Source organism: Paracoccus everestensis, from assembly GCF_021491915.1.
Classification (GTDB): Bacteria; Pseudomonadota; Alphaproteobacteria; order Rhodobacterales; family Rhodobacteraceae; genus Paracoccus; species Paracoccus everestensis.
Genome location: NZ_CP090836.1, coordinates 1,438,869 through 1,458,065 on the forward strand (window position 1 = coordinate 1,438,869; position 19,197 = coordinate 1,458,065).

A 19,197-nucleotide genomic window follows, 5' to 3' on the forward strand; every position below is an offset into this window, starting at 1 on the left:
CTATCCAAACAACGCCCTGTTGCAATTGCTGCGTTTCTTACTGCGCATCTGCCGTTTGCAGCAGATCGGTGATCCGCCGGACCGCAGCGCGGCGGTTTTCACGCACATCGCCTTCCTGGCGAACCTGCAGGAATTGTTCGCCATAGCCTTGCACGACAAGGTTCTCGGGCGGCACCTGGAAATACTCGGACAGTGCCAGGGCCACCGATTCCGCGCGGCGGTCGGACAGCGCCAGATTTGCCGCATCGGCGCCGACTGTATCGGTATGGCCTTCGATCAGGAACATCTCCTGCGGGTTCTGCGCAACAGCGTCCTGGATCACGCTGCCCAATGTCGACAGCTGCTTGGCCTGGTCAGGAGAGATCGCCGCCGATCCGGTGTCAAAGGTGATGGCGTCGATCGTGACCGGCGGGACCAGGGCGCGAACCTGGGGAATGGACCGCACCTGGCCAAGCGTGAAACGGCGGTCGACATTCACTTGCCGTTGCAAGGCTTCGCGCAAGGCCGCCTCGTCCTGGGACACGCCGGTGGCCGTGACCGGCGCGGGGGCCGGCAGGGTGGACAGATCGACGGGTTCGACCTCGGCCGTGTCGTCGATCAGGCGGGTCTGGGTGCCGTCGGGGGAAACTAGCGTGCGGCGCAGCACGCGCAGATCGGCATCGCGGATGGTCACGACGCGGCTGCCATCGGCGCGGGTCACGACGGTGCGCGACGATCCGTCATCGAAGTTCTCGGTCGCCACGGTGGATCCGGGCTGGCGCAGCAGGGCGACCTCGTCCTTGATCACCTCCTGGCTGCCGTCGGCGCGGGTCACCACGACCCGGTCGGGAGCACTCAGCGCGACCTGGCGGTTGTTGTTCAGATAGCTTCCGACCGCAACCGCGCCCAGGCCCAGCAGCAGGGCCTTGGCCAAGTCGTTGTTGTCGTCGTCGTTGTTGTCGTCGCGCGCCTCCGCGCGCTGCTGATCGCGCCCCCGCAAGGCATCGCGCAGGCTTGTCTCGAAATCCTCGTCCGATGATCGGCTGTTCTCTCGGGTGATCCGCTGTTCGACAATCTCTCCCCGTTGGTCCTCGTTCAGTGCAGCGGCACGGGCGGCCCGCCTTTCACGCGCAGCCTGCCGGGCAGCTTTGGTCTGACGGGCATCCGCGTCCGCTGCGCGGGCCTGCTTCGGCGCAGGTTCGGCAGCCCTTTGCGGCGTGCCTTCGCCACGGGTCGTTATATTGCGTTGCTGCTGTTCTTCCTGCTGACGGGCGTCCCGCACGGCCGGCTCGGCCGGGGCATTCGCCTTGGCTGGCTGGCGCGCGCCTTGGCGGCCGCCATTGTCATCGGGGTTGGCGCCCGGGGATTGCCTTTCAGACTGTCGCCGGGCCGGGCGCTCGGACTCCTGCTCGCGTGCGGCGGGACGTTCCCGGTTCTGGTCGCGTTCGCGGCGCTCGGCCTGCTCGCGGCGCGGGGCGGCTTCCCCGCCTTGTTGAGACCTCTGGCGTTCCTCGGCCCGCCGGGGATTTCTATCCTTCTGATCCTGCTCGGCACGCTCCTGCGTTCGGACAGATTGCCGTTCCTGTTGCACGCGTTCCTGCGCACGTTCTTTCCGCTGAGAGGCTGCCTCTTGCTTGTCCTGTGCAGCCTCGCGGCGCTGGCGTTCGCGTTGCGGGCGCTCGTCCCGCTGCTGGGCGGCAGGCTTGCGGGCTTGCTCGCGTCGTTCCTCGGCCTGCCTTGCAGGTACTTCCTTCGATTGACGGCGATCCTGGCGCCGATCCGCATCTTGCGCCTGCTCTCTGGCCCGCTGCGGCTTCCGCTCGTCCTTGGGCTGGTTTTGACGTTCCGCCCGCTGCGCCTGACCGCGGCGGACAGGGGGCTCCTCCCGCTCGGCCTGGGCCAGGCGCAGCGGCGCGTCGCCATGACCATCCGCGCTTCTGCCCGTGGATGCAGGAGCGATGACAAAGGCTTGCGAAACTTGCGGCAGTAAGAGCGACAGGCAGGCTGCGATGGCAGTTGTGTTGCGAACGATCCGACGCATGGCGTCTTCCTTCCTTCAAGCGGGGTCATCACCTGGCAGAAATAACCGTTTGGCACAGGCCGAAGTTCCTTGCAGGTCGCGGCGTCACAGGCCGCCGATGATCGCCAGCAGGCTTTGGTTCGACTGCACGCCGGTTGGAACCCTGTCCGACCTGCCCGTCAACGGCAAGCGCGTGTAGTTCAGCGAGAACGTCTTCTACAAGATCGAGAAGGGCAGAATTCGGAATGTCTGGTCGGTGATCGACAAGGCTGCCGTTGCGGCGCAGATTTGAACAGTTGCAAGAGAAACCTTGACACGAAGGACCATGTGCCGGTTCGCATGCAAAAGGCGACAAACTGGCACCCTTGCGCGATGAAAGGACAGGAAATCATGGATCTGGCAGATTGGTCGGCACGGACGCGTCCGGCGCAGGCGCCAATGGAGGGGCGTTATGTGCAGCTGGAACCGTTGGAACAGGGGCACGCCGACACGCTCTATCAGGCGGCATCGGCGGACGGCGCGGAAGATCGTTTTCGATGGCTGTTCGAGACCCCGCCTCGGGACCGCGCCGAATTCGACGCCTGGATCAGGACCGCATCAGCCTCGACCGATCCGCTGTTCTTTGCCGTGATCGACAAGGCCACGGGCCGTGCCGAAGGCCGCCAGGCCTTGATGCGGATCGACCAAGCCCATGGGGTGATCGAGATCGGCAACATCATGTGGGGGCCTGCGCTTCAACGGACGCGGGCGGCGACCGAGGCGCTTTACCTGTTTGCCGACCATGTCTTTGCCCTTGGCTATCGGCGGTTCGAATGGAAGTGCAACGACCTGAACACCCCCTCCAAACGCGCGGCCATCCGCTTCGGTTTTCGGCCTGAGGGCGTGTTCCGTCAGCACATGGTCGTCAAGGGCACTAGTCGCGACACCGCCTGGTTCGCCATGACCGAGGGGGACTGGTTGCGCTTGCGCCCATGCTACGAGGCATGGTTGTCACCTGCCAACTTTGACACGTGCGGCCGGCAACGCCGCAGGCTGGAGGAATGCCTGACATGACAACCGAACCTAGCGCATCGGAAAAGCGTGTGGCTTTCCGGCAGATGCATGACAGGGGGTTTTTCCTGCTGCCGAATGCCTGGGATGCGGGCAGCGCCGTCCGCCTTGCCAGGGCCGGATTCCGGGCAATCGCCTCGACCAGTGCCGGTGCGGCCTGGGCCGCAGGCAAGGAGGATGGAGAGCTTGGGTTTGCCGAAGTGCTGGATCATCTGCGGATGCTGGTATCGGCCACACCCTTGCCGGTGAATGCCGATCTCGAGAATGGCTTTGCGGATCGGCCCGATGACGTGGCGCAGAATGTCTCGCTTGCCTTGGGAACGGGTGTCGCAGCCGTCTCGATCGAGGACTGGTCTGGAAGCGTCATGTATGAAACCGGGTTGGCGGTGGAACGCCTGCAGGCTGCCCGTGCGGCAATCGACGCCATCGACCCGGCGGCCATGCTGATTGGCCGAAACGAAAACTTTCGCCTGCCTGGGATGACAGCCGCCGCCAGCATCGCCCGCGCCGTGGCTTATGCCGAGGCCGGGGCGGATTGCCTGTTCGTGCCCTTCATTGCGGACCACGGCGCCGTGGCCGAATTGGTTGCGGCGGTTGCGCCAAAGCCGGTCAACGTCGTGGTGCATGATTACGACGACAATATCCGTGCCTTTGCGGCGCTTGGCGTCCGGCGTTGCAGCGTCGGCGGCAGTCTTGCCAAACGCTCGTGGGCGGCATTCGATGACGCGGCGACGGTCCTCAGACAATGTGAACGCGAAGCCGTCAGCCGCGAGGGGTGACGGCGACTGCCGCCGGTCGTCCATCCCGCAGCATGGCGCAACCTTGCCTAATACTACAGTTGCGGTTTATATGGGTTTGTGGTTCCCCTGCCATGATATCGCTTAGCGGGAACTGGGTGGTATGTCTGTTGCGGACTGGACGGGAACACTGCTCGACTGGCAAGCCGCGCTCAAGGAATTGAGAGAGATCATTGCGCCGGCATTTAGGCGCCGCGAGCAGCAGCAATCGGCAAGCGCCTTCATCGATGGTGTGCTTTCGGGAGCCGAGCGCAAGACCGGCTGGATGTTGGCGGAAGAGGCCGGCTTTGAGCGTCCTTACTGCATCCAGTCGCTTCTGGGTCGATCCTCCTGGTCGGCCGATGATCTCTGCCGCCTGGTGAGATGCTATGCAATCCAGGCGCTTAGCGATCCGGACGGGGTGCTGGTGGTGGATGAAACCGGGTTCTTGAAGAAGGGGACCGCATCTGCCGGTGTGGCGCGCCAGTATTCGGGAACGGCCGGGCGGGTTGAGAACTGCCAGATCGGTGTCTTTGCCGCTTATGCCAGCCGCTTTGGGCATGCGCTTGTTGATCGGCGCCTGTATTTGCCCAAGGTCTGGGCCGAAGATGCGGCGCGTCGGGCAAAGGCGCATATTCCAGAGGACGTGGCCTTCGCCACCAAGCCGGCGATGGCACGCGAGATGATCGCCCGTCTTCTGGATGAAGGCACTCCTTGCCGCTTTGTCCTGGCCGATGCCGTTTATGGATCGGATCGCCAGTTTCGGCGCGTGCTGGAGATGCGCAAGCAGTCTTATGTCTTGGCAGTGCGTTCCACCCACATGGTGCGCTTCTTTCAAGACGAGATGCTCATCCAGACCGATCCGGCGACGCTCTTCGCAGCGCTTGACGCGGACATGTGGCATGGCTGTGCAGCAGGGGAAGGTGCAAAAGGTCCGCGTCTTTACCACTGGGCTCGCCTGCCGCTGGGAACGGCGCGAGAGAACGGGTTTGAGCGCTGGATGCTGGCGCGCAGGAGCCGCCATGATCCAGAGGCAGTGGCCTATTGCTTCGCCTTTGCTCCGGCCGGCACACCGCTTGCCGAGCTTGCCGCAGCAGCTGGGCTGCGTTGGATGATCGAGGAATGCTTTCTGCGCGCCAAGGATGATCTGGGGCTCGATCATTGTGAGGCCCGCTCCTGGCACGGCTGGCACCGGCATATGAGCCTGGTGATGGCAGGGGCGGCGTTTCTCGCCGGGCTGACCGCAGAGCAGCGCCGTCACGCTTGGGGAAAACCGAACAAAACGAGTCCAGCGCTCCAACTCAGCGTCGCATGAGCTTTGTTCGTGCCGAGCTTTACACCACGCCGACATATCTCACGACATCAGAAGTTCTGCGCTTGGTGGAGCGCGGCTCATCCTCAGCCGCGCTCCACCAACCGAAGTCATTCTGCCATGGTCATTCTGGCGCCGACAACATTAGGCCAATCCAGCACCCTGCCTACGCAGTCGATCGCGCAGCACCGCGTCGATCCTTCGACTAGCATTACAGTTGCACATTTCTTCGTAGGTGTGCCTGCTTTGCCGCGGCTTGATGGGCCCTTCGCCACATCGACCATGCAATGATATGAGCCGGTTCGATCCGACGTTGGGCCAGCCGATTGGCGATGCGTCGGATCTCCTGGATTGACCAACGGATCAGCCTGGGTTTGCTGGCATCCTGCGCATGGTTTTTTTGGGCGGTTCGGCATTGGCGTGATGGCGAATGGTCGCCATCATGGCAAAGGCCAGCATGACCAACGACACATGGCGGTGCCACCCGTGCCAGGAGCGGGTCTCGTTGTGATCGAGGCCGAGTTCGTTCTTTGCGGTCTCGAAGCTGTCCTCGATTGCCCATCGATGTCCTTCGACGCGCACCAGTGTATCCATGCCCGTGCCCTGCGGACACCAGGTGGTGAAGAACGCCAACTCGCCATCAGAGATATTGCGGCGGATCAGCAGGCCTCGGGTCCAGACCCCGCGGAAATCGGCATTGAAGTCGCCTGCGTCGAGATCAGCCAGATCAAGGTAGGCCCAGTCGTGGAGGCGCTCGCCCTTTGTGCCCGAGCCTGCCGAAAGGCGCTGCCAGGCTTCTGGCGGTAAGGCTCCCGCGATGTCCCTTGCGGTTCCGCTGACGGCATGGGGTTTGGCCCAGGACGTGAAGGAATGATTGGCGCTGACGCCCAGCACATAGCCCTTGCCGGCGCGGCGCAGTGCCATTTCGATGGCGCCGACGCCATAAACGCTGTCGGCAGCCACCCAGGAGAAAGGGACATCAGCCAACAGCGCACGCTCGATCATGGCGCGGGCAAGAGCAGGTTTTGTGGCGAATTGCACAGTCTCGGGAACATGGGCCCTGGTTCGCCGCTCCAGATCATCAGTCCAGGCTTTTGGCAGATAAAGCGCCCGATCGATAAAGGCATGTCCATGGCGCGAGACATAGCTGGCGAAGACGCCAATCTGGCAATTGGTGATCTTGCCTGCAGATCCGGTGTATTGGCGCGCTACTCCACAGGACGCGTGGCCCTGCTTCAGAAAGCCGGTTTCATCGATCACCAGCACCGCCTCGGGATCAGCAAGAGTGTCCAGGGCGTAGTCCCGAACAATATCGCGCAGGGCATCGGCATCCCAAGGGGCGCGTCCCAGAATGGCCTGCTGCCGCCAAGGACCCGGATCTCCAGCCGCCTCCGCTCGCATCCAGCCCGTCTTGCGCCGTTCCTCGCCCAACAAACCGTCGAGAAACCGTTCGGCCGATGCCGCAACCCGTGCCTGCGTGAACAGCGGGCGCATGCGAGCCTTCGCAGCACGAAGCGACGAGGCCCAAAGCTCCAGTGTCTCCTCGACCGACAAGCCTGCCATCCACACCCCCCCATCAATCATGAGAGCGCATGGATTCAGACAGAAGAGGAAAATGCAACTGTAATGCTAGGTGAAGCAGGCCTTGAGCAAGGCTGGTTCCTTGATGGGCTGAAACAAGCGGCACCCTCCCCGGACAGATACGGTCCTGAATTCGAGCCAAGATTCGGGCAGGTGATAACTGCATGGGCCTTGGACCGCCCCTTAACAGGAACCTTCGCCGCCAAGTCTTGTTGTCTTGCCACGTAGCGGTCAGGGAAGAAACGATGCCAGGCGACGAACCAAAGGTCACGACAGCGCAGGACGCTGCAAGCACTGGAACAGGATCCGATGCCCGGTTGCGCGCGCTTGCCGCGCAGCGCATCGTGATCGAAGGGGTCTCGATCGAAATCGACGGTGGCCGCTTTCCCGCCAAGGCCGTGGCGGGTCAGCCGACCGCGATCCGGGCCGACATCTTTTCGGACGGGCACGATTCCCTTTCGGCCGTGCTTTCCTGGCGCCGCGCAGGCCATGGGGAAGCATCCCAGGAGGCCCAGGAATCCGCCCTGACGCTGGTTGAAAACGACCGCTGGACCACGTCGGTCGTCTTTCCCGAAAACGACTATTACGAATGCACCCTCCTTGCCTGGCGCGATCTTTTCGCGACCTGGCACAAGGAAGTCACCAAGAAGTTGGCAGCCGGGCAAAGGATCGCGCTTGAGTTGGAAGAAGGGCGCAGGTTGCTGCAAGCCGCGTTGGAGGACGGACGCGCCTCGGCGGAAGGGCGGGCCGCCCTTGTCGGACTTCTGGCCGCCGATGCCGCCCACGCCGAAGCCGGCAGCGAGGATGGGGCCGTTCAGGCAGCCCGCTTTGCGCGCATGGGCGATCCTGCCGTGGTCGCGCTGATGCAGGCGTCCGGTCCGCGCACCAACCTGACCGAATACAAGACCCTGACCCTGTTCGTGGACCGCAAGGCCGCCGCCTTTAGTGCATGGTACGAGATCATGCCCCGGTCCCAGTCGGGCGACGTGAACCGCCACGGCACCTTTGGCGACGTGATCGCGCGGCTGCCCTATGTCCGCGACCTGGGTTTCGACGTGCTGTATTTCCCCCCCATCCATCCCATCGGCAAGACCAACCGCAAGGGCCGCAACAACAGTCTGACCGCGCAAGAAGGCGAACCCGGCAGCCCCTATGCCATCGGCAGCGAGGACGGCGGCCATGATGCCATCCATCCCGAACTGGGCAGCTTCGAGGATTTCCGCCGCCTGATCTCTGCTGCCAAGGATCACGGGCTTGAGATTGCCTTGGATTTCGCCATCCAGTGTTCGCCCGACCATCCCTGGATCCGGGAACATCCCGAATGGTTCGACTGGCGCCCGGACGGGACCATCAAGTTCGCCGAGAACCCGCCCAAGAAATACGAGGACATCGTCAACGTCCATTTCTATCGCCGCGCGTTGCCCGATCTGTGGTATGCGTTGCGCGACGTGGTGCTGTTCTGGGTGGACCAGGGCGTTCGCATCTTCCGCGTGGACAACCCCCACACCAAACCCTTTCCCTTTTGGGAATGGCTGATCGAGGAGGTGCGCGCCAAGGATCCCGGCGTCATCTTCCTGGCCGAGGCCTTCACCCGGCCCAAGGTGATGAAGCGGCTGGCGAAGGTGGGCTATTCGCAGTCCTATTCCTATTTCACCTGGCGCAACGAAAAGCAGGAGATCATCGACTACCTGACCGAACTGACGCAGGAAGAATGCCGCGAATACATGCGGCCCAATTTCTTCGTGAACACGCCCGACATCAACCCGCGCTTCCTGCAGTCCAGCGGCCGGCCCGGCTTCCGCACCCGGCTGGTTCTGGCGGCGACCCTTGGCGGCAATTACGGCGTCTATAACGGCTACGAAATCTGCGAGGCGGCAGCCGTGCCGGGCAAGGAAGAATATCTCAATTCCGAGAAATACGAGATCCGCGCCTGGGACATGAACCAGCCCGGCAACATCCAGGACGACATCCGCCTGATGAACCGGCTGCGCCAAAGCCACCCGGCGTTGCAGGACTTTACCAACGTCACCTTCTACAAGGCGTCCAGCGACAAGGTGCTGTCATACGGAAAGCAGACGGGCGACGACTTCGTCCTGGTCCATGTCAACCTGGACCCCCACAACACCCAGACCTTCGAATTCGAGGTGCCCTTGTGGGAATGGGGCCTGCCCGACGAGGCATCCGTCGAGGTGCGCGACCTGATCCACGGCAACAGCTTCACCTGGCACGGCAAGAACCAGTGGCTGGAGCTTGAGCCGCACAGCCGGCCCTATGCCATCTGGCAGCTTTTCGCGCCCGGAGTTCCCCGCTGATGAATGTTGCCACGACCCCATCCGACGCCAACTTCGCCGTCCGCACCGACGGGATCGACCGCAGCCAGGCGGACTGGTACAAGGACGCCGTCATTTATCAGTTGCACATCAAGGCCTTCATGGATTCCAACGGCGACGGGATCGGAGATTTCGCCGGCCTGATGCAGCGGCTGGACTATGTGCAGGAACTGGGCGTCACGGCGATCTGGCTTTTGCCCTTCTATCCGTCCCCACTGCGCGACGATGGCTATGACATCGCGGATTACCGGTCGATCAACCCGTCATACGGGTCGATGAAGGACTTCAAGGCCTTCGTGAAAGAGGCCCACCGGCGCGGCATCCGCGTCATCACCGAACTGGTCATCAACCACACCTCGGACCAGCATCCCTGGTTCCAGCGGGCGCGCCGCGCCAAACCCGGATCGGCGGCGCGCGACTGGTATGTGTGGTCCGACACGGACGAGAAATGGCCCGAAACCCGGATCATCTTCCTGGACACCGAAAAGTCGAACTGGACCTGGGATCCGGTCGCGGGGGCCTATTACTGGCACCGCTTCTATTCGCATCAACCGGACCTGAACTTCGACAATCCCAAGGTGCTGGAAGAAGTCCTGAAGGTCATGCGCATGTGGCTGGACATGGGCGTTGATGGGCTGCGGCTGGACGCGATCCCCTATCTGGTCGAACGTGACGGCACCAACAACGAGAACCTGCCCGAAACCCATGACGTGCTGAAGGCGATCCGCGCCGACCTGGACCAGCATTTTCCCGATCGGATGCTGCTGGCCGAAGCGAACCAGTGGCCCGAGGACACCCGCCCCTATTTCGGCGAGGGCGACGAATGCCACATGGGCTTCCACTTCCCCCTGATGCCGCGGATGTACATGGCCTTGGCGCAAGCCGACCGACATCCCATCACCGACATCATCCGCCAGACCCCCGAGATCCCCGAGGCCTGCCAATGGGGCATCTTCCTGCGCAACCATGACGAGTTGACGCTGGAAATGGTCACCTCCGAGGAACGCGACTATCTGTGGCAAACCTATGCGGCCGACACGCGGGCGCGCATCAACCTGGGGATCCGCCGCCGCCTGGCGCCCCTGATGCAGAACGACCGGCGCAAGATCCAGCTGATGAATTCCATGCTGCTATCCATGCCCGGCACGCCGATCATCTATTACGGCGACGAAATCGGCATGGGTGACAACTACTACCTGGGCGACCGGGACGGGGTCAGGACGCCGATGCAATGGTCGGGCGACCGCAACGCGGGCTTTTCCCGCGCCAAGCCCCAGCAGCTTTACCTGCCCGCGATCATCGACGCCGTTTATGGCCACCAGGTCATCAATGTCGAGGCGCAGGCAGACGATCCGTCGTCGCTGCTGAACTGGATGCGCCGCATGATCACCGTGCGCCGCCAGCACCCGGCCTTTGGGCGGGGCGAGATGATCCTGCTGTATCCGCGCAACCGCAAGGTTCTGGCCTATCTGCGCGAACACGAGGGGCGGGCCTATCTGTGTGTGGCGAACCTGGCCGACAGCGCGCAGGCGGTGGAACTGGATCTGTCTCGCCATCGCGGCACCGTTCCGATCGAACTGACGGGCCGGTCGGCTTTCCCGCCGGTGGGCGATCTGCCCTATATGCTGACGCTGCCCGCATATGGCTTTTACTGGTTCGCGCTGAGCGCCGAGGAGGAAACCCCATCCTGGCATGAATCGCTGCCCGACATCCTGCCCGAGTTCATGACCCTGACCACGCGCGACGGGCGGGTGGCGACCGCCATCGGCGGGCGCGAGGGGGCGCAGTTCCGCAACGACGTGCTGCCGCAATGGCTGCCCCTGCAGCGCTGGTTCGCGGGCAAGGACAAGGGCATCGACGCCGTGCGCATGACCCCCCTTGGCGACCTGAACAACGGGGAACATGAACTGGTCGCCGTCACAGTAACCGTGGGCGACGAGGAACAGGGTTATCTGCTGCCCATCTCGGCCCGCTGGGGGGACGAAAACCTGCGTCCCGGTGCGCCGAAGCTGTCCTATACCTTGGCCAAGATCCGCCATACGGCACGAGTCGGTGCGCTGATCGACGGCGCCTATGACGAACGCCTGCCGCAACTGCTGCTGGATGGACTGAAGGAAGGCCGCACGGATGGCGACCTGCGCTTTGAAGGCACGGACGCCCTGCGCGGGATCGAGGATCCGGGCGATCCCCGGCAGCTTGGCGCGGAACAGTCGAACCTGTCCATCGCCTTCAGCGACAAGATCATCCTGAAACTGTATCGCCGCATCCGCGAAGGCGAGCAGCCCGATGTCGAGGTTGCGAAGTTCCTGACGGAAGTCGCGGGCTATCAGCACACGCCGCGCTATCTGGGCCAGGTCGTGCATGGCTCGACCACGCTGGCGGCGGCCTTTGCCTTTGTGCCGAACCGGGGCGATGCCTGGTCCGGCATCGTCGACGCCCTGGGCTTGGAGCTGCACGAGCACGAGACATGGGCCTCGACCGGCGAGGCGCGGCCGGAAGCCGTCGGCTATGACTTCCCGCTCAGCGTCGGGGCGCTTCTGGGGCAGCGGACGGCGGAACTGCACAAGGCTTTGGCGACCGATACCGACGACCCGGATTTCGCGACCGAGGATGTGACTGCCGACCAGCTTGGGCAATGGGCCTCCGATGCGGAAGCCGAGGCGCAGGCCTTGCTGGACCGTCTGGACCAAGCGCAACTGCCTGACGAGGCCGCGCCCCTGGGGCAATCGCTGCTGGAACGGCGCGACGACCTGCTGTCGCGCTTGCGCTCGGTCGCGGATATCGCGCCCAGCTTCAAGCTGTCGCGCATCCACGGTGATTTCCACTTGGGGCAGGTGTTGCTGGCCCAGAACGACGTTGCGATCATCGACTTCGAAGGCGAACCCGCCCGCAGCCTGGCCGAGCGGCGGCAGAAATCCTCGCCCTTGCGCGACGTGGCGGGGATGCTGCGGTCCTTCGACTATGCCGCGATGACAGTGGCCTCGCGCCAGCGCGACAGCTTTGGCGGGGCCGAACGCGGCCTGGACCGGATCGAGCATTGGCGGCAATCCACGATGCGCGATTTCCTGGAAGCCTATCGCGGCTATTCGAAAGGCGCAGCCAGCCTGCCCGAGGATGAGGCAGCCTGGCAAACGCTGCTGGACTTCTTCCTGCTGCACAAGGCTATCTATGAAGCAGGCTATGAACTGAGCAACCGGCCCGCTTGGATCGGCATTCCGCTGAGGGGCATCATTGAACTTCTGGGACAAAGCGGACAATGACAACAGCCTTGGCAAGTGACATCGCGGCGATCCTTCGTGGCAGCCATTCCAATCCTTTCGCCGTCCTTGGCCCACATGATGGCGAGGTGCGGGTCTTCGCCCCCCAGGCCTCCGAGGTCGCGGCGATTTCCGGCGACAAGCGGATACCGCTGGAGCGCGTCCATCCCGAGGGCTTCTTTGCCGGGCCTGTCGATAGCCGTCACTACCAGTTGGAAATCACATCCGGCGACCGGACCTGGCTGGCCGAGGATCCCTATCGCTTCGGCCTCGTGCTGGGCGAGATGGACGAATACCTGCTGGCCGAGGGCCGCCATCGCCGGCTTTACGAAAAGCTGGGTGCCCATCCGATGACCCATGACGGCGTCGATGGCGTGGCCTTCGCCGTCTGGGCCCCCAATGCGCGGCGGGTCAGCGTCGTGGGCAACTTCAACGCCTGGGACGGCCGGCGCCACCCGATGCGCAGGCGCCAGGGGCCGGGCATCTGGGAACTGTTCATCCCCGGCCTGTCGGTGGGCGAGCTGTACAAATACGAGATCATCAGCGCCCATGGCGAGCCGATGCCGCTGAAGGCCGATCCCGTAGGCTTTTCGCATGAACAGTCGCCCGGCACGGCCTCGATCATCAGCGGGCTGCCCGATTACGCCTGGCAGGATACCGGATGGATGGCTCAGCGGGCGGAACGACAGGACCGCAAGGCCCCGATCTCGATCTATGAGGTCCATCTTGGCTCATGGCGGCGCGGCGGCGAGAACGAGATCCTGGATTATGATGCCATCGCCGACCTGCTGGTCCCCTATGTCACCGAAATGGGCTTTACCCATGTGGAATTCCTGCCGGTGTCGGAACATCCCTTTACCGGCTCCTGGGGCTATCAGCCGATCGGCCTGTTTGCCCCCACAAGCCGCCATGGCTCGGCCGAGGCTTTCGCGCGGCTGGTGGACCGCCTGCACGCGGCAGATGTCGGCGTCATCATCGACTGGGTTCCCGCGCATTTCCCGTCCGACGCGCACGGGCTTGGCCGGTTCGACGGCACCGCGCTTTACGAACACGCCGACCCCCGCCAAGGCTTCCACCAGGATTGGAACACGCTGATCTACAATTTCGGCAGACAAGAGGTCGCGAACTTCCTGCAAGCCAGTGCGCTTTACTGGCTGGACAGGTTCCACATCGACGCCCTGCGCGTGGATGCGGTGGCCTCGATGCTGTATCTGGATTATTCGCGCGAGGCGGGCCAGTGGATCCCCAACCAGTTTGGCGGGAACGAGAACCTGGAAGCCATCGACTTCCTGCGCGGCGTAAATGAACGGGTTTGCGCGGATTATCCCGGCGCCATCACCATCGCCGAGGAATCGACCGCCTTTCCCAAGGTCAGCCGCCCGGTCAAGGACGGCGGCCTGGGCTTTGCGTTCAAGTGGAACATGGGCTGGATGCATGACACGCTGGGCTATTTCCGGCGTGATCCGATCCATCGCCGCCACCACCAGAACGACCTGACCTTCGGGATGGTCTATGCCTGGTCCGAGGATTTCGTCCTGCCGCTGAGCCATGACGAGGTGGTCCACGGCAAGGGATCCCTGATCCGCCAGATGGCCGGGGACAGATGGCAGAAATTCGCAAACCTGCGCGCCTATTTCGGCTTCATGTGGACCCATCCGGGCAAGAAGCTGTTGTTCATGGGCGGGGAATTTGCCCAGGACCGCGAATGGAACCACGACCAGTCGCTGGATTGGCACCTGCTGGACGATCCGCTGCACGGCGGGATGCAGAAACTGGTCCGCGACCTGAACCACCTTTACCGCGACCAGCCCGCACTGCATCGGCTGGATTGCGAACCCGAAGGATTCGAATGGATCGACGCCAGCGACGCAGAGCAAAGTGTCCTGGTTTTCCTGCGGAAATCGGACAATGGCGCCCCTCCGGTCGTGGTCCTGTGCAACCTGACCCCGCAGGTTCATCACGATTACCGCATTGGCGTCCCCCTGGCCGGGGCATGGAGCGAAATCCTAAACACCGATGATGCCGCTTATGGCGGGTCGGATGTGGGCAATCGGGGCGTGCTTCAGACCGAGGATGTCCCTTGGCATGGGCGGCAGGCATCGCTGTCCCTGACGCTTCCTCCGCTTGCGACCATCGTGCTGGCCCCGATTGTCAAGGCCTGACGCTGGCCCCTTCGATATAAATGGAAGCTGCCGTTCGTCAGGCGACCGGCAGCTTCCATCGGCTTGACGTTACTGGCCAAGCCCTTGCGCATGTTCCAGGTGCTGCTGCAGCACGGGCAGGCTTTTCTGGGCATAGGCCATCAGCGCCTCGTTGTCGCCTCCTTCGGCATAGGTTTGATACAGCGTGACTGCCGTTTCATGGGCCGTGGCCTGGTTCTGGACATAGGCGGTGTCAAAGGCCTCGCCCTCGGCATCCTGCAAGGTCTGCATCATTTCGGTATGCGGGCTGGCGATTTCGGTCGGCATGGTCAGGTTCTCGGCCTGGACAATGGTCATCAGTTCCTGGTTGTTGGCCGTGTGGTCCGTGATCATCTGATTGGCGAATTCCTGCACCTCGGTGCTTTGCGAGCGTTCAAGGGCCAGTTCGCTCGACTGCACTTCGAACAGGCCACCGCTGGCGGCCTGATTGACGAATTCCTGGGCTGTCATGTCCTGCGCCCAAGCGGCGCCCATAGACATAAGACCAACGGCTGCGGAAAGAAAAAGGGTCTTCATCTTCATCTCCTTGATAATGCATAAGCCCGGATTTATCCGAGCAGGGGTGCGACACAGCCATCCGAAGCTCTCCGGCGGACAGGGCGTCGATCCCCCTGCGGCGTACGACCTGTGAACAACAGAAAGCCCGCCGGAAGGTTCCCGGGTCAGAAAGGGCAAAACACGAGCATATTAGGTGAGCTGCCTTGGCCCTTATGTGACTGGGTGCGCGGACGGGCAAAGAATGCGGCATGAGCAATGGCGTGGCTGCTGAAAACAGGATCGCTTCACATTGCTGGGACTTCAGGGACGGGAATTGCCCCAACATAATGGGATACTGCGCAAGGTGACCCGGTGAAGGCGTCACTGGTTGAGGCCTTCTGGCGACCGTATGTTTCGCGCAGGCGTAACTCGACCGCCTGTTAATCGTCCTGGCGTCACAAGGGCCGGGCCTTGCGGGCGGATGCATTGTGATAGACTGTCGGTTCACGGTGATGGTTGGGCGGCATGGAAGGCTGTGTGGCAACCACGTTCGACGCGTTTGTGGAAGCCTTGGTGAACGTGATCGGGCATGTGGATCGTGCGGAGCCTTGATGATTGCACGGGGTTGATGATGCCCGCGCCGCGCAAAAGCGTGGCGCCGGTGGCCGCGGTGACGGCACCTTCGCGTGTTTGCGCCAGGCATCAGTCCCTTTTGCATTTTGTGGGACAAGCCCCTTGGTCAGACGAAGCGTTGAGGGCGCGCGTTCGCGATCGGGTTTTGCCCCCGCATGAAAGGCGGTGGCCCGGTAACGGGCTTTCCCAAAAAGGCAACCATTCCGTGAGTGTCGCCCGCCACGAGCGCGGCTTCCATCCCCGGGGCGCTGTCAACGATCACGAACTCAGGTCGTCTCAGGCCGCGGGCATCCAGACCGGTGAGGAACTGGCGCCCGGCTGCCGTGCTTTCGCCGCCCATGTTCCGGATGGACAACAGCACCTTCTGGCCGTCGCGGCGTACGCCGATCGCTGCCAGCACCGAGATGTTGGTGGCCTTGCGGTCCAGCCGGGTCTTGATCACGGTGCCATCGAGGATCAGGCGGTGTCCCAGTCGACCTCCACCTTGCGGCCCAAGCCCGGCTGACCACGTCCTTGCCTACCGCGCCCTCGAACAGCCCGAACAGCGCCCGCTTGACGCGCCGCGTGTTGGTGCCGGCCAGGTAGACCGCCGTTATCAGGGCCTCGGCCTTCTTCGTCAGCCGCCTGTAGCGGGGCAGTGCCTTCGATCGCCATTCGCTGACCTGGCCGGTCTCGTTCTCGATCCGGGCACGCGGCACGCGGACCGTCCCAGTTCCAAACGTGCCGGTGAGTTGCCGTTCGCGGTGCCCGTGGCGGTAGCCCCTGGCCCGCTCGTTGCCGCGCCCGTAGCGAAGCCGACCAAGAAAGCCGGCCAGTTCCTCTTCGAACATGGCTTCGATCGTGACACGGACGTTCGCCCGCAGGCGATCCTCGATCGGATCATACCCGCTTGCGTCGGCAGTGGGGAAAAGGACGAGCTGTCGGTATTCTGCTTCCTGGCGTGATCTCCCTGGCAGTTGGCGCCGCCGGGTGGGTGGGTGCCAGTCCACCCGGAGATTACGCCGCCAGCCAACTTCTACCACTTCAAAGATACGGCCAGATCTTTTGACAGCCTGGCTGATGCCCGCTGCAAGCTGGCTTTCTGGTGCTACGACTATAACCACGTCAGGCCGCATTCTTTGCTGGGCAGCAAGACGCCCGCAGAAGCACGCCGGGCGCTTGAGCTATTTGAGGGCAATGCGCCCGGCGTGCTTGCCACACCCGAAACCGAAAACTATCAACCGCTCTGCCCCCTGGAAACTGGACCGTTTGAAACAGGAGTTTGTAGCTGACCTTCCCGGGCTGGGAGAGGAGCTGAGAACGATGAAGGCATCGAAGTTCACCGAGGCGCAGAAGGCGTTCATCCTGAAACAAGGCGAGGAAGGCACGCCGGTTGCGGAGATCTGCCGCAGGGCGTGGATCCGCGAGGTGGCCTCTTTCACCTGAAGTAAGGAGGATCAGTGAAGGTTCCGGTGGACTGTTTACCCGGCGATCGCGTTATGGCGGGCTGCTGGCGGACGAGATGCTCCGGCTGAAGGCGCTCGAAGAGCGAGCTTGTGAAGGCCACGGGTTCGAGAGAGCAGGCGAACAACAGCCGGCTCAAGAAGATGGCGGCGGCCCTGACGCTGGACCGGGAGATGCTGTGAGGCACGTCATCCGCCGAAAGCTTTGACGCCCACCGGCTTGAACCGGGGGCGCCTGCTGGCTCACCTTGGCCTGATGCGCGAACTGGTTCGCGGGATGTGCATCGATTGGGGCGTGTCGATCCGCGGGGCTTGCGGGATCCTGCAGTTCGACACCTCCACGTTTCCCTCCACCTCCCGGCGCACCGACCAGGCGGCCGTCGCACAACGGATCAGGAGATCTGCGAGAGATGAGCCGTCGCGGCGCCATCGGTCCGAGCCCGACGGCGATTGGTGTGCGCTATGGCTATCGGCGCGGGCATGTCCTGCTGCGCCGGGAGGGGTAGATGATCACCATCAAGAAGGATTTACACTGAACTGGCCTTGCAGATCAGGAACAAGAACTCGAAGCGGCGGGTCAAGGCGAAGCTGCGTGATGACCGTCAGGAGGCAGTTGGCCCCAACGATATCTGGACCATGGAATGAGCCGGGCCAGAAAACAGTCCAGGGGACTGCTTTCCCGGCGAATGTGCATGACCAACTCGCCCTGGGTACGAAGCTTCGCATCCTGACCATTGTCGATACGCACTCCCGCGTTTACCCGGCTGCCGATCCCCGCTTCACCTGCCGCGGCGAAGAGGTGGTTCGGACACTGGAACAGGTCTGTGCCCAAGTCGGCTATCCCAGAACCATCCGGGTGGACAACGGCAGCAAGCTCATCTCCCGCGATCTCGATCTGTGGGCCTATGCAAGGACGTCACGCTGGACTTCTCACGTCCCGGCAAGCCGACGGACAACGGCTTCATCGAGGAGTTCACCAGCAAGCTCCGCGCAGAATGCCTGAACGCGCGTCGCCCTTGTCGCTCGGACCAAGGGCGCAACAATGGCGACTTCATGAGCCTTGCGGATGCACAGGGAAAGCTGGAGGATTGGCGCAGGCACCACAACGAAGACCGACCCCACAGCGCGATCGGGTACAAGATCCCGTTCACGCTGCATTATCCCGGCAGATCGACCATGTAGCCTGCGACGTGCTGGATCTGTCGACCGGACCATGTCGTGTCATTGGCATCACCAAGCCCGGGAAGATGCCTCAGCGTCCCAGTTTCGGCGCCCGGAAGATGCGGGTCTTTGCAAAAACATCTTCCAGCCGGTTCAGGCGGTCCTGCACCTGATCGGCGCAATGGCCCTGGACCCGGCCCAGCAGGGCCTCGACCAGCATTAGAATGGTTACCGTTGAATCCCACGCCGCCGGCATGTCGATGCGGCAAGGCAAGGTGTGATGGGCGTGGCCGGCGGCAGGCGACAGCCAGTGGTCGGTGATCAGCACGATCCTGGCTCCTTGGCGGGCCGCCAGTTCTGCCATGTGAACGGCGTTCGCCTCGTATCGCCGGATGTCGAAGATCACCACCACGTCGTCCGCCCGCAGGTCTAGAAACGCCTGCTGCCAGTCGGTCAGATGGTCCGAGACATAGGTGACACCCGGTCGGATCACGCGCAGGAGCGTTGCCATGTAATCGGCATGGGCGTGGGTCAGCCGCCCCCCCATGATGGCGACATGGCGGGCGGGATCGGCCAGAAGCGCAGCCGCCGCATCGAATTCCTGCGTTGCGATCTGATCCAGCGTTGCCTGGATGTTCGTGATGGCCTGCGCCGCAAAGGACTGCATCGGATGGCGCCGCGGTTCGTGGTCCGGCAGGGCCAGGGGCGCGGCCAGCAGGCGTCCGACCTCGGCGCGCAGGGCGGCCTGGTATTCGGCATAGCCCTTGAAGCCCAGCTTTTGCACCAGACGCACGATGGTGGGGGCCGACACCTCGGCCGCGCTTGCCAGCATGGTGATGGATCCAAGGGCCGACATGGGAAAATGCGACAAGATATGGGTCGCGGCCTGTCGTTCGGCGCGGGTCAGCGAGGTCAGGCTGGCGCGCATCCGCTGTTCGATGGTCATGGCGCCTCCGGGTTCTGGAAAGATTCTACCAA

Annotated in this window: 12 protein-coding genes and 5 pseudogenes; 12 read left to right on the top strand and 5 right to left on the bottom strand. The window is 63.2% G+C overall.

Going from position 1 to position 19,197, the window contains the following annotated elements; genetic code table 11:
• Positions 1–37 precede the first annotated feature (37 nt).
• The gene (locus tag LZ585_RS07120; protein ID WP_234855680.1) at positions 38–1,261 is read right to left on the bottom strand and encodes an OmpA family protein; all 1,224 of its coding nucleotides are present in this window, start codon (positions 1,259–1,261) and stop codon (positions 38–40) included.
• Between LZ585_RS07120 and LZ585_RS07125 the strand changes: the two genes are divergently transcribed.
• The 5 genes and pseudogenes from LZ585_RS07125 to LZ585_RS07140 all read left to right on the top strand — a co-directional run bounded on the left by LZ585_RS07125 (position 1,226) and on the right by LZ585_RS07140 (position 5,140).
• Entirely contained in the window at positions 1,226–1,969 is a 744-nt protein-coding gene (locus LZ585_RS07125; RefSeq protein WP_234855681.1) for a hypothetical protein, read from the top strand. The genes LZ585_RS07120 and LZ585_RS07125 overlap by 36 nt on opposite strands.
• A 241-nt stretch (positions 1,970–2,210) precedes the next feature.
• Positions 2,211–2,291 (top strand): annotated as a pseudogene (locus LZ585_RS14945) (ester cyclase); the annotation flags it as partial.
• A gap of 98 nt (positions 2,292–2,389) precedes the next feature.
• On the top strand, positions 2,390–3,052 hold the full coding sequence (locus LZ585_RS07130) for a GNAT family N-acetyltransferase (protein WP_234855682.1): 663 nt from the start codon (positions 2,390–2,392) through the stop codon (positions 3,050–3,052).
• Complete coding sequence (locus LZ585_RS07135) at positions 3,049–3,828, top strand: isocitrate lyase/PEP mutase family protein (RefSeq protein WP_234855683.1); 780 nt, start codon at positions 3,049–3,051, stop codon at positions 3,826–3,828. The genes LZ585_RS07130 and LZ585_RS07135 overlap by 4 nt, the downstream gene beginning before the upstream one ends.
• Before the next feature lie 121 nt (positions 3,829–3,949).
• Positions 3,950–5,140, top strand: coding sequence for an IS701 family transposase (locus tag LZ585_RS07140; protein WP_234855624.1), 1,191 nt, complete (start codon positions 3,950–3,952; stop codon positions 5,138–5,140).
• Between the two features lie 360 nt (positions 5,141–5,500).
• On the opposite strand, the gene LZ585_RS07145 is transcribed toward LZ585_RS07140, so the two are convergent.
• Positions 5,501–6,700, bottom strand: a complete 1,200-nt coding sequence (locus LZ585_RS07145; protein WP_234855684.1) for an IS701 family transposase — start codon at positions 6,698–6,700, stop codon at positions 5,501–5,503.
• Positions 6,701–6,963: 263 nt separating this feature from the next.
• Between LZ585_RS07145 and LZ585_RS07150 the strand changes: the two genes are divergently transcribed.
• The 3 genes from LZ585_RS07150 to glgB are packed head-to-tail and all read left to right on the top strand — an operon-like array spanning position 6,964 to position 14,467.
• Positions 6,964–9,030: an alpha-1,4-glucan--maltose-1-phosphate maltosyltransferase gene (locus LZ585_RS07150; RefSeq protein ID WP_234855685.1), complete on the top strand. Its 2,067-nt coding sequence runs from the start codon at positions 6,964–6,966 to the stop codon at positions 9,028–9,030.
• The gene (gene treS, locus LZ585_RS07155) at positions 9,030–12,308 is read left to right on the top strand and encodes a maltose alpha-D-glucosyltransferase (protein WP_234855686.1); all 3,279 of its coding nucleotides are present in this window, start codon (positions 9,030–9,032) and stop codon (positions 12,306–12,308) included. Before LZ585_RS07150 ends, treS begins: the two co-directional genes overlap by 1 nt.
• Positions 12,305–14,467 (top strand): 1,4-alpha-glucan branching protein GlgB, encoded by a 2,163-nt coding sequence (gene glgB, locus LZ585_RS07160; protein WP_234855687.1) that lies wholly within the window; start codon positions 12,305–12,307, stop codon positions 14,465–14,467. Before treS ends, glgB begins: the two co-directional genes overlap by 4 nt.
• A gap of 69 nt (positions 14,468–14,536) precedes the next feature.
• On the opposite strand, the gene LZ585_RS07165 is transcribed toward glgB, so the two are convergent.
• Entirely contained in the window at positions 14,537–15,022 is a 486-nt protein-coding gene (locus tag LZ585_RS07165; RefSeq protein ID WP_234855688.1) for a DUF4142 domain-containing protein, read from the bottom strand.
• A 592-nt stretch (positions 15,023–15,614) separates the two neighbouring features.
• On the opposite strand from LZ585_RS07165, the pseudogene LZ585_RS07170 reads away from it, so the two are divergent.
• A pseudogene (locus LZ585_RS07170) lies at positions 15,615–15,776 on the top strand (transposase); the annotation flags it as partial.
• Positions 15,777–15,833: 57 nt separating this feature from the next.
• On the opposite strand, the pseudogene LZ585_RS07175 reads toward LZ585_RS07170, so the two are convergent.
• Positions 15,834–16,517, bottom strand: a pseudogene (locus LZ585_RS07175) (transposase); the annotation flags it as partial.
• Positions 16,518–16,659: 142 nt separating this feature from the next.
• Here LZ585_RS07175 and LZ585_RS07180 point away from each other — a divergent pair.
• The 3 genes and pseudogenes from LZ585_RS07180 to LZ585_RS14995 form a co-directional block, all read left to right on the top strand.
• Positions 16,660–16,887, top strand: a pseudogene (locus LZ585_RS07180) (integrase core domain-containing protein); the annotation flags it as partial.
• Between the two features lie 31 nt (positions 16,888–16,918).
• Positions 16,919–17,041 carry a transposase gene (locus tag LZ585_RS14990; RefSeq protein ID WP_449301141.1) on the top strand — a complete coding sequence of 41 codons (123 nt, stop codon included), beginning with the start codon at positions 16,919–16,921 and terminating at the stop codon, positions 17,039–17,041.
• Positions 17,042–17,513: 472 nt separating this feature from the next.
• Positions 17,514–18,240: pseudogene (locus LZ585_RS14995) on the top strand (integrase core domain-containing protein); the annotation flags it as partial.
• Between the two features lie 70 nt (positions 18,241–18,310).
• On the opposite strand, the gene LZ585_RS07190 reads toward LZ585_RS14995, so the two are convergent.
• Positions 18,311–19,165: a MurR/RpiR family transcriptional regulator gene (locus LZ585_RS07190; RefSeq protein WP_234855689.1), complete on the bottom strand. Its 855-nt coding sequence runs from the start codon at positions 19,163–19,165 to the stop codon at positions 18,311–18,313.
• Positions 19,166–19,197: the final 32 nt, after the last annotated feature.

What these genes read in the sequence shown, in the direction of transcription:
- LZ585_RS07150 (WP_234855685.1), top strand. Translation starts at nt 6,964, where the DNA reads ATGCCAGGCGACGAACCAAAGGTCACGACAGCGCAGGACGCTGCAAGC.
- LZ585_RS07145 (WP_234855684.1), bottom strand. Translation starts at nt 6,700, where the DNA reads ATGGCAGGCTTGTCGGTCGAGGAGACACTGGAGCTTTGGGCCTCGTCG.
- glgB (WP_234855687.1), top strand. Translation starts at nt 12,305, where the DNA reads ATGACAACAGCCTTGGCAAGTGACATCGCGGCGATCCTTCGTGGCAGC.
- treS (WP_234855686.1), top strand. Translation starts at nt 9,030, where the DNA reads ATGAATGTTGCCACGACCCCATCCGACGCCAACTTCGCCGTCCGCACC.
- LZ585_RS07190 (WP_234855689.1), bottom strand. Translation starts at nt 19,165, where the DNA reads ATGACCATCGAACAGCGGATGCGCGCCAGCCTGACCTCGCTGACCCGC.
- LZ585_RS14990 (WP_449301141.1), top strand. Translation starts at nt 16,919, where the DNA reads ATGAAGGCATCGAAGTTCACCGAGGCGCAGAAGGCGTTCATCCTGAAA.
- LZ585_RS07140 (WP_234855624.1), top strand. Translation starts at nt 3,950, where the DNA reads ATGTCTGTTGCGGACTGGACGGGAACACTGCTCGACTGGCAAGCCGCG.
- LZ585_RS07135 (WP_234855683.1), top strand. Translation starts at nt 3,049, where the DNA reads ATGACAACCGAACCTAGCGCATCGGAAAAGCGTGTGGCTTTCCGGCAG.
- LZ585_RS07130 (WP_234855682.1), top strand. Translation starts at nt 2,390, where the DNA reads ATGGATCTGGCAGATTGGTCGGCACGGACGCGTCCGGCGCAGGCGCCA.
- LZ585_RS07165 (WP_234855688.1), bottom strand. Translation starts at nt 15,022, where the DNA reads ATGAAGACCCTTTTTCTTTCCGCAGCCGTTGGTCTTATGTCTATGGGC.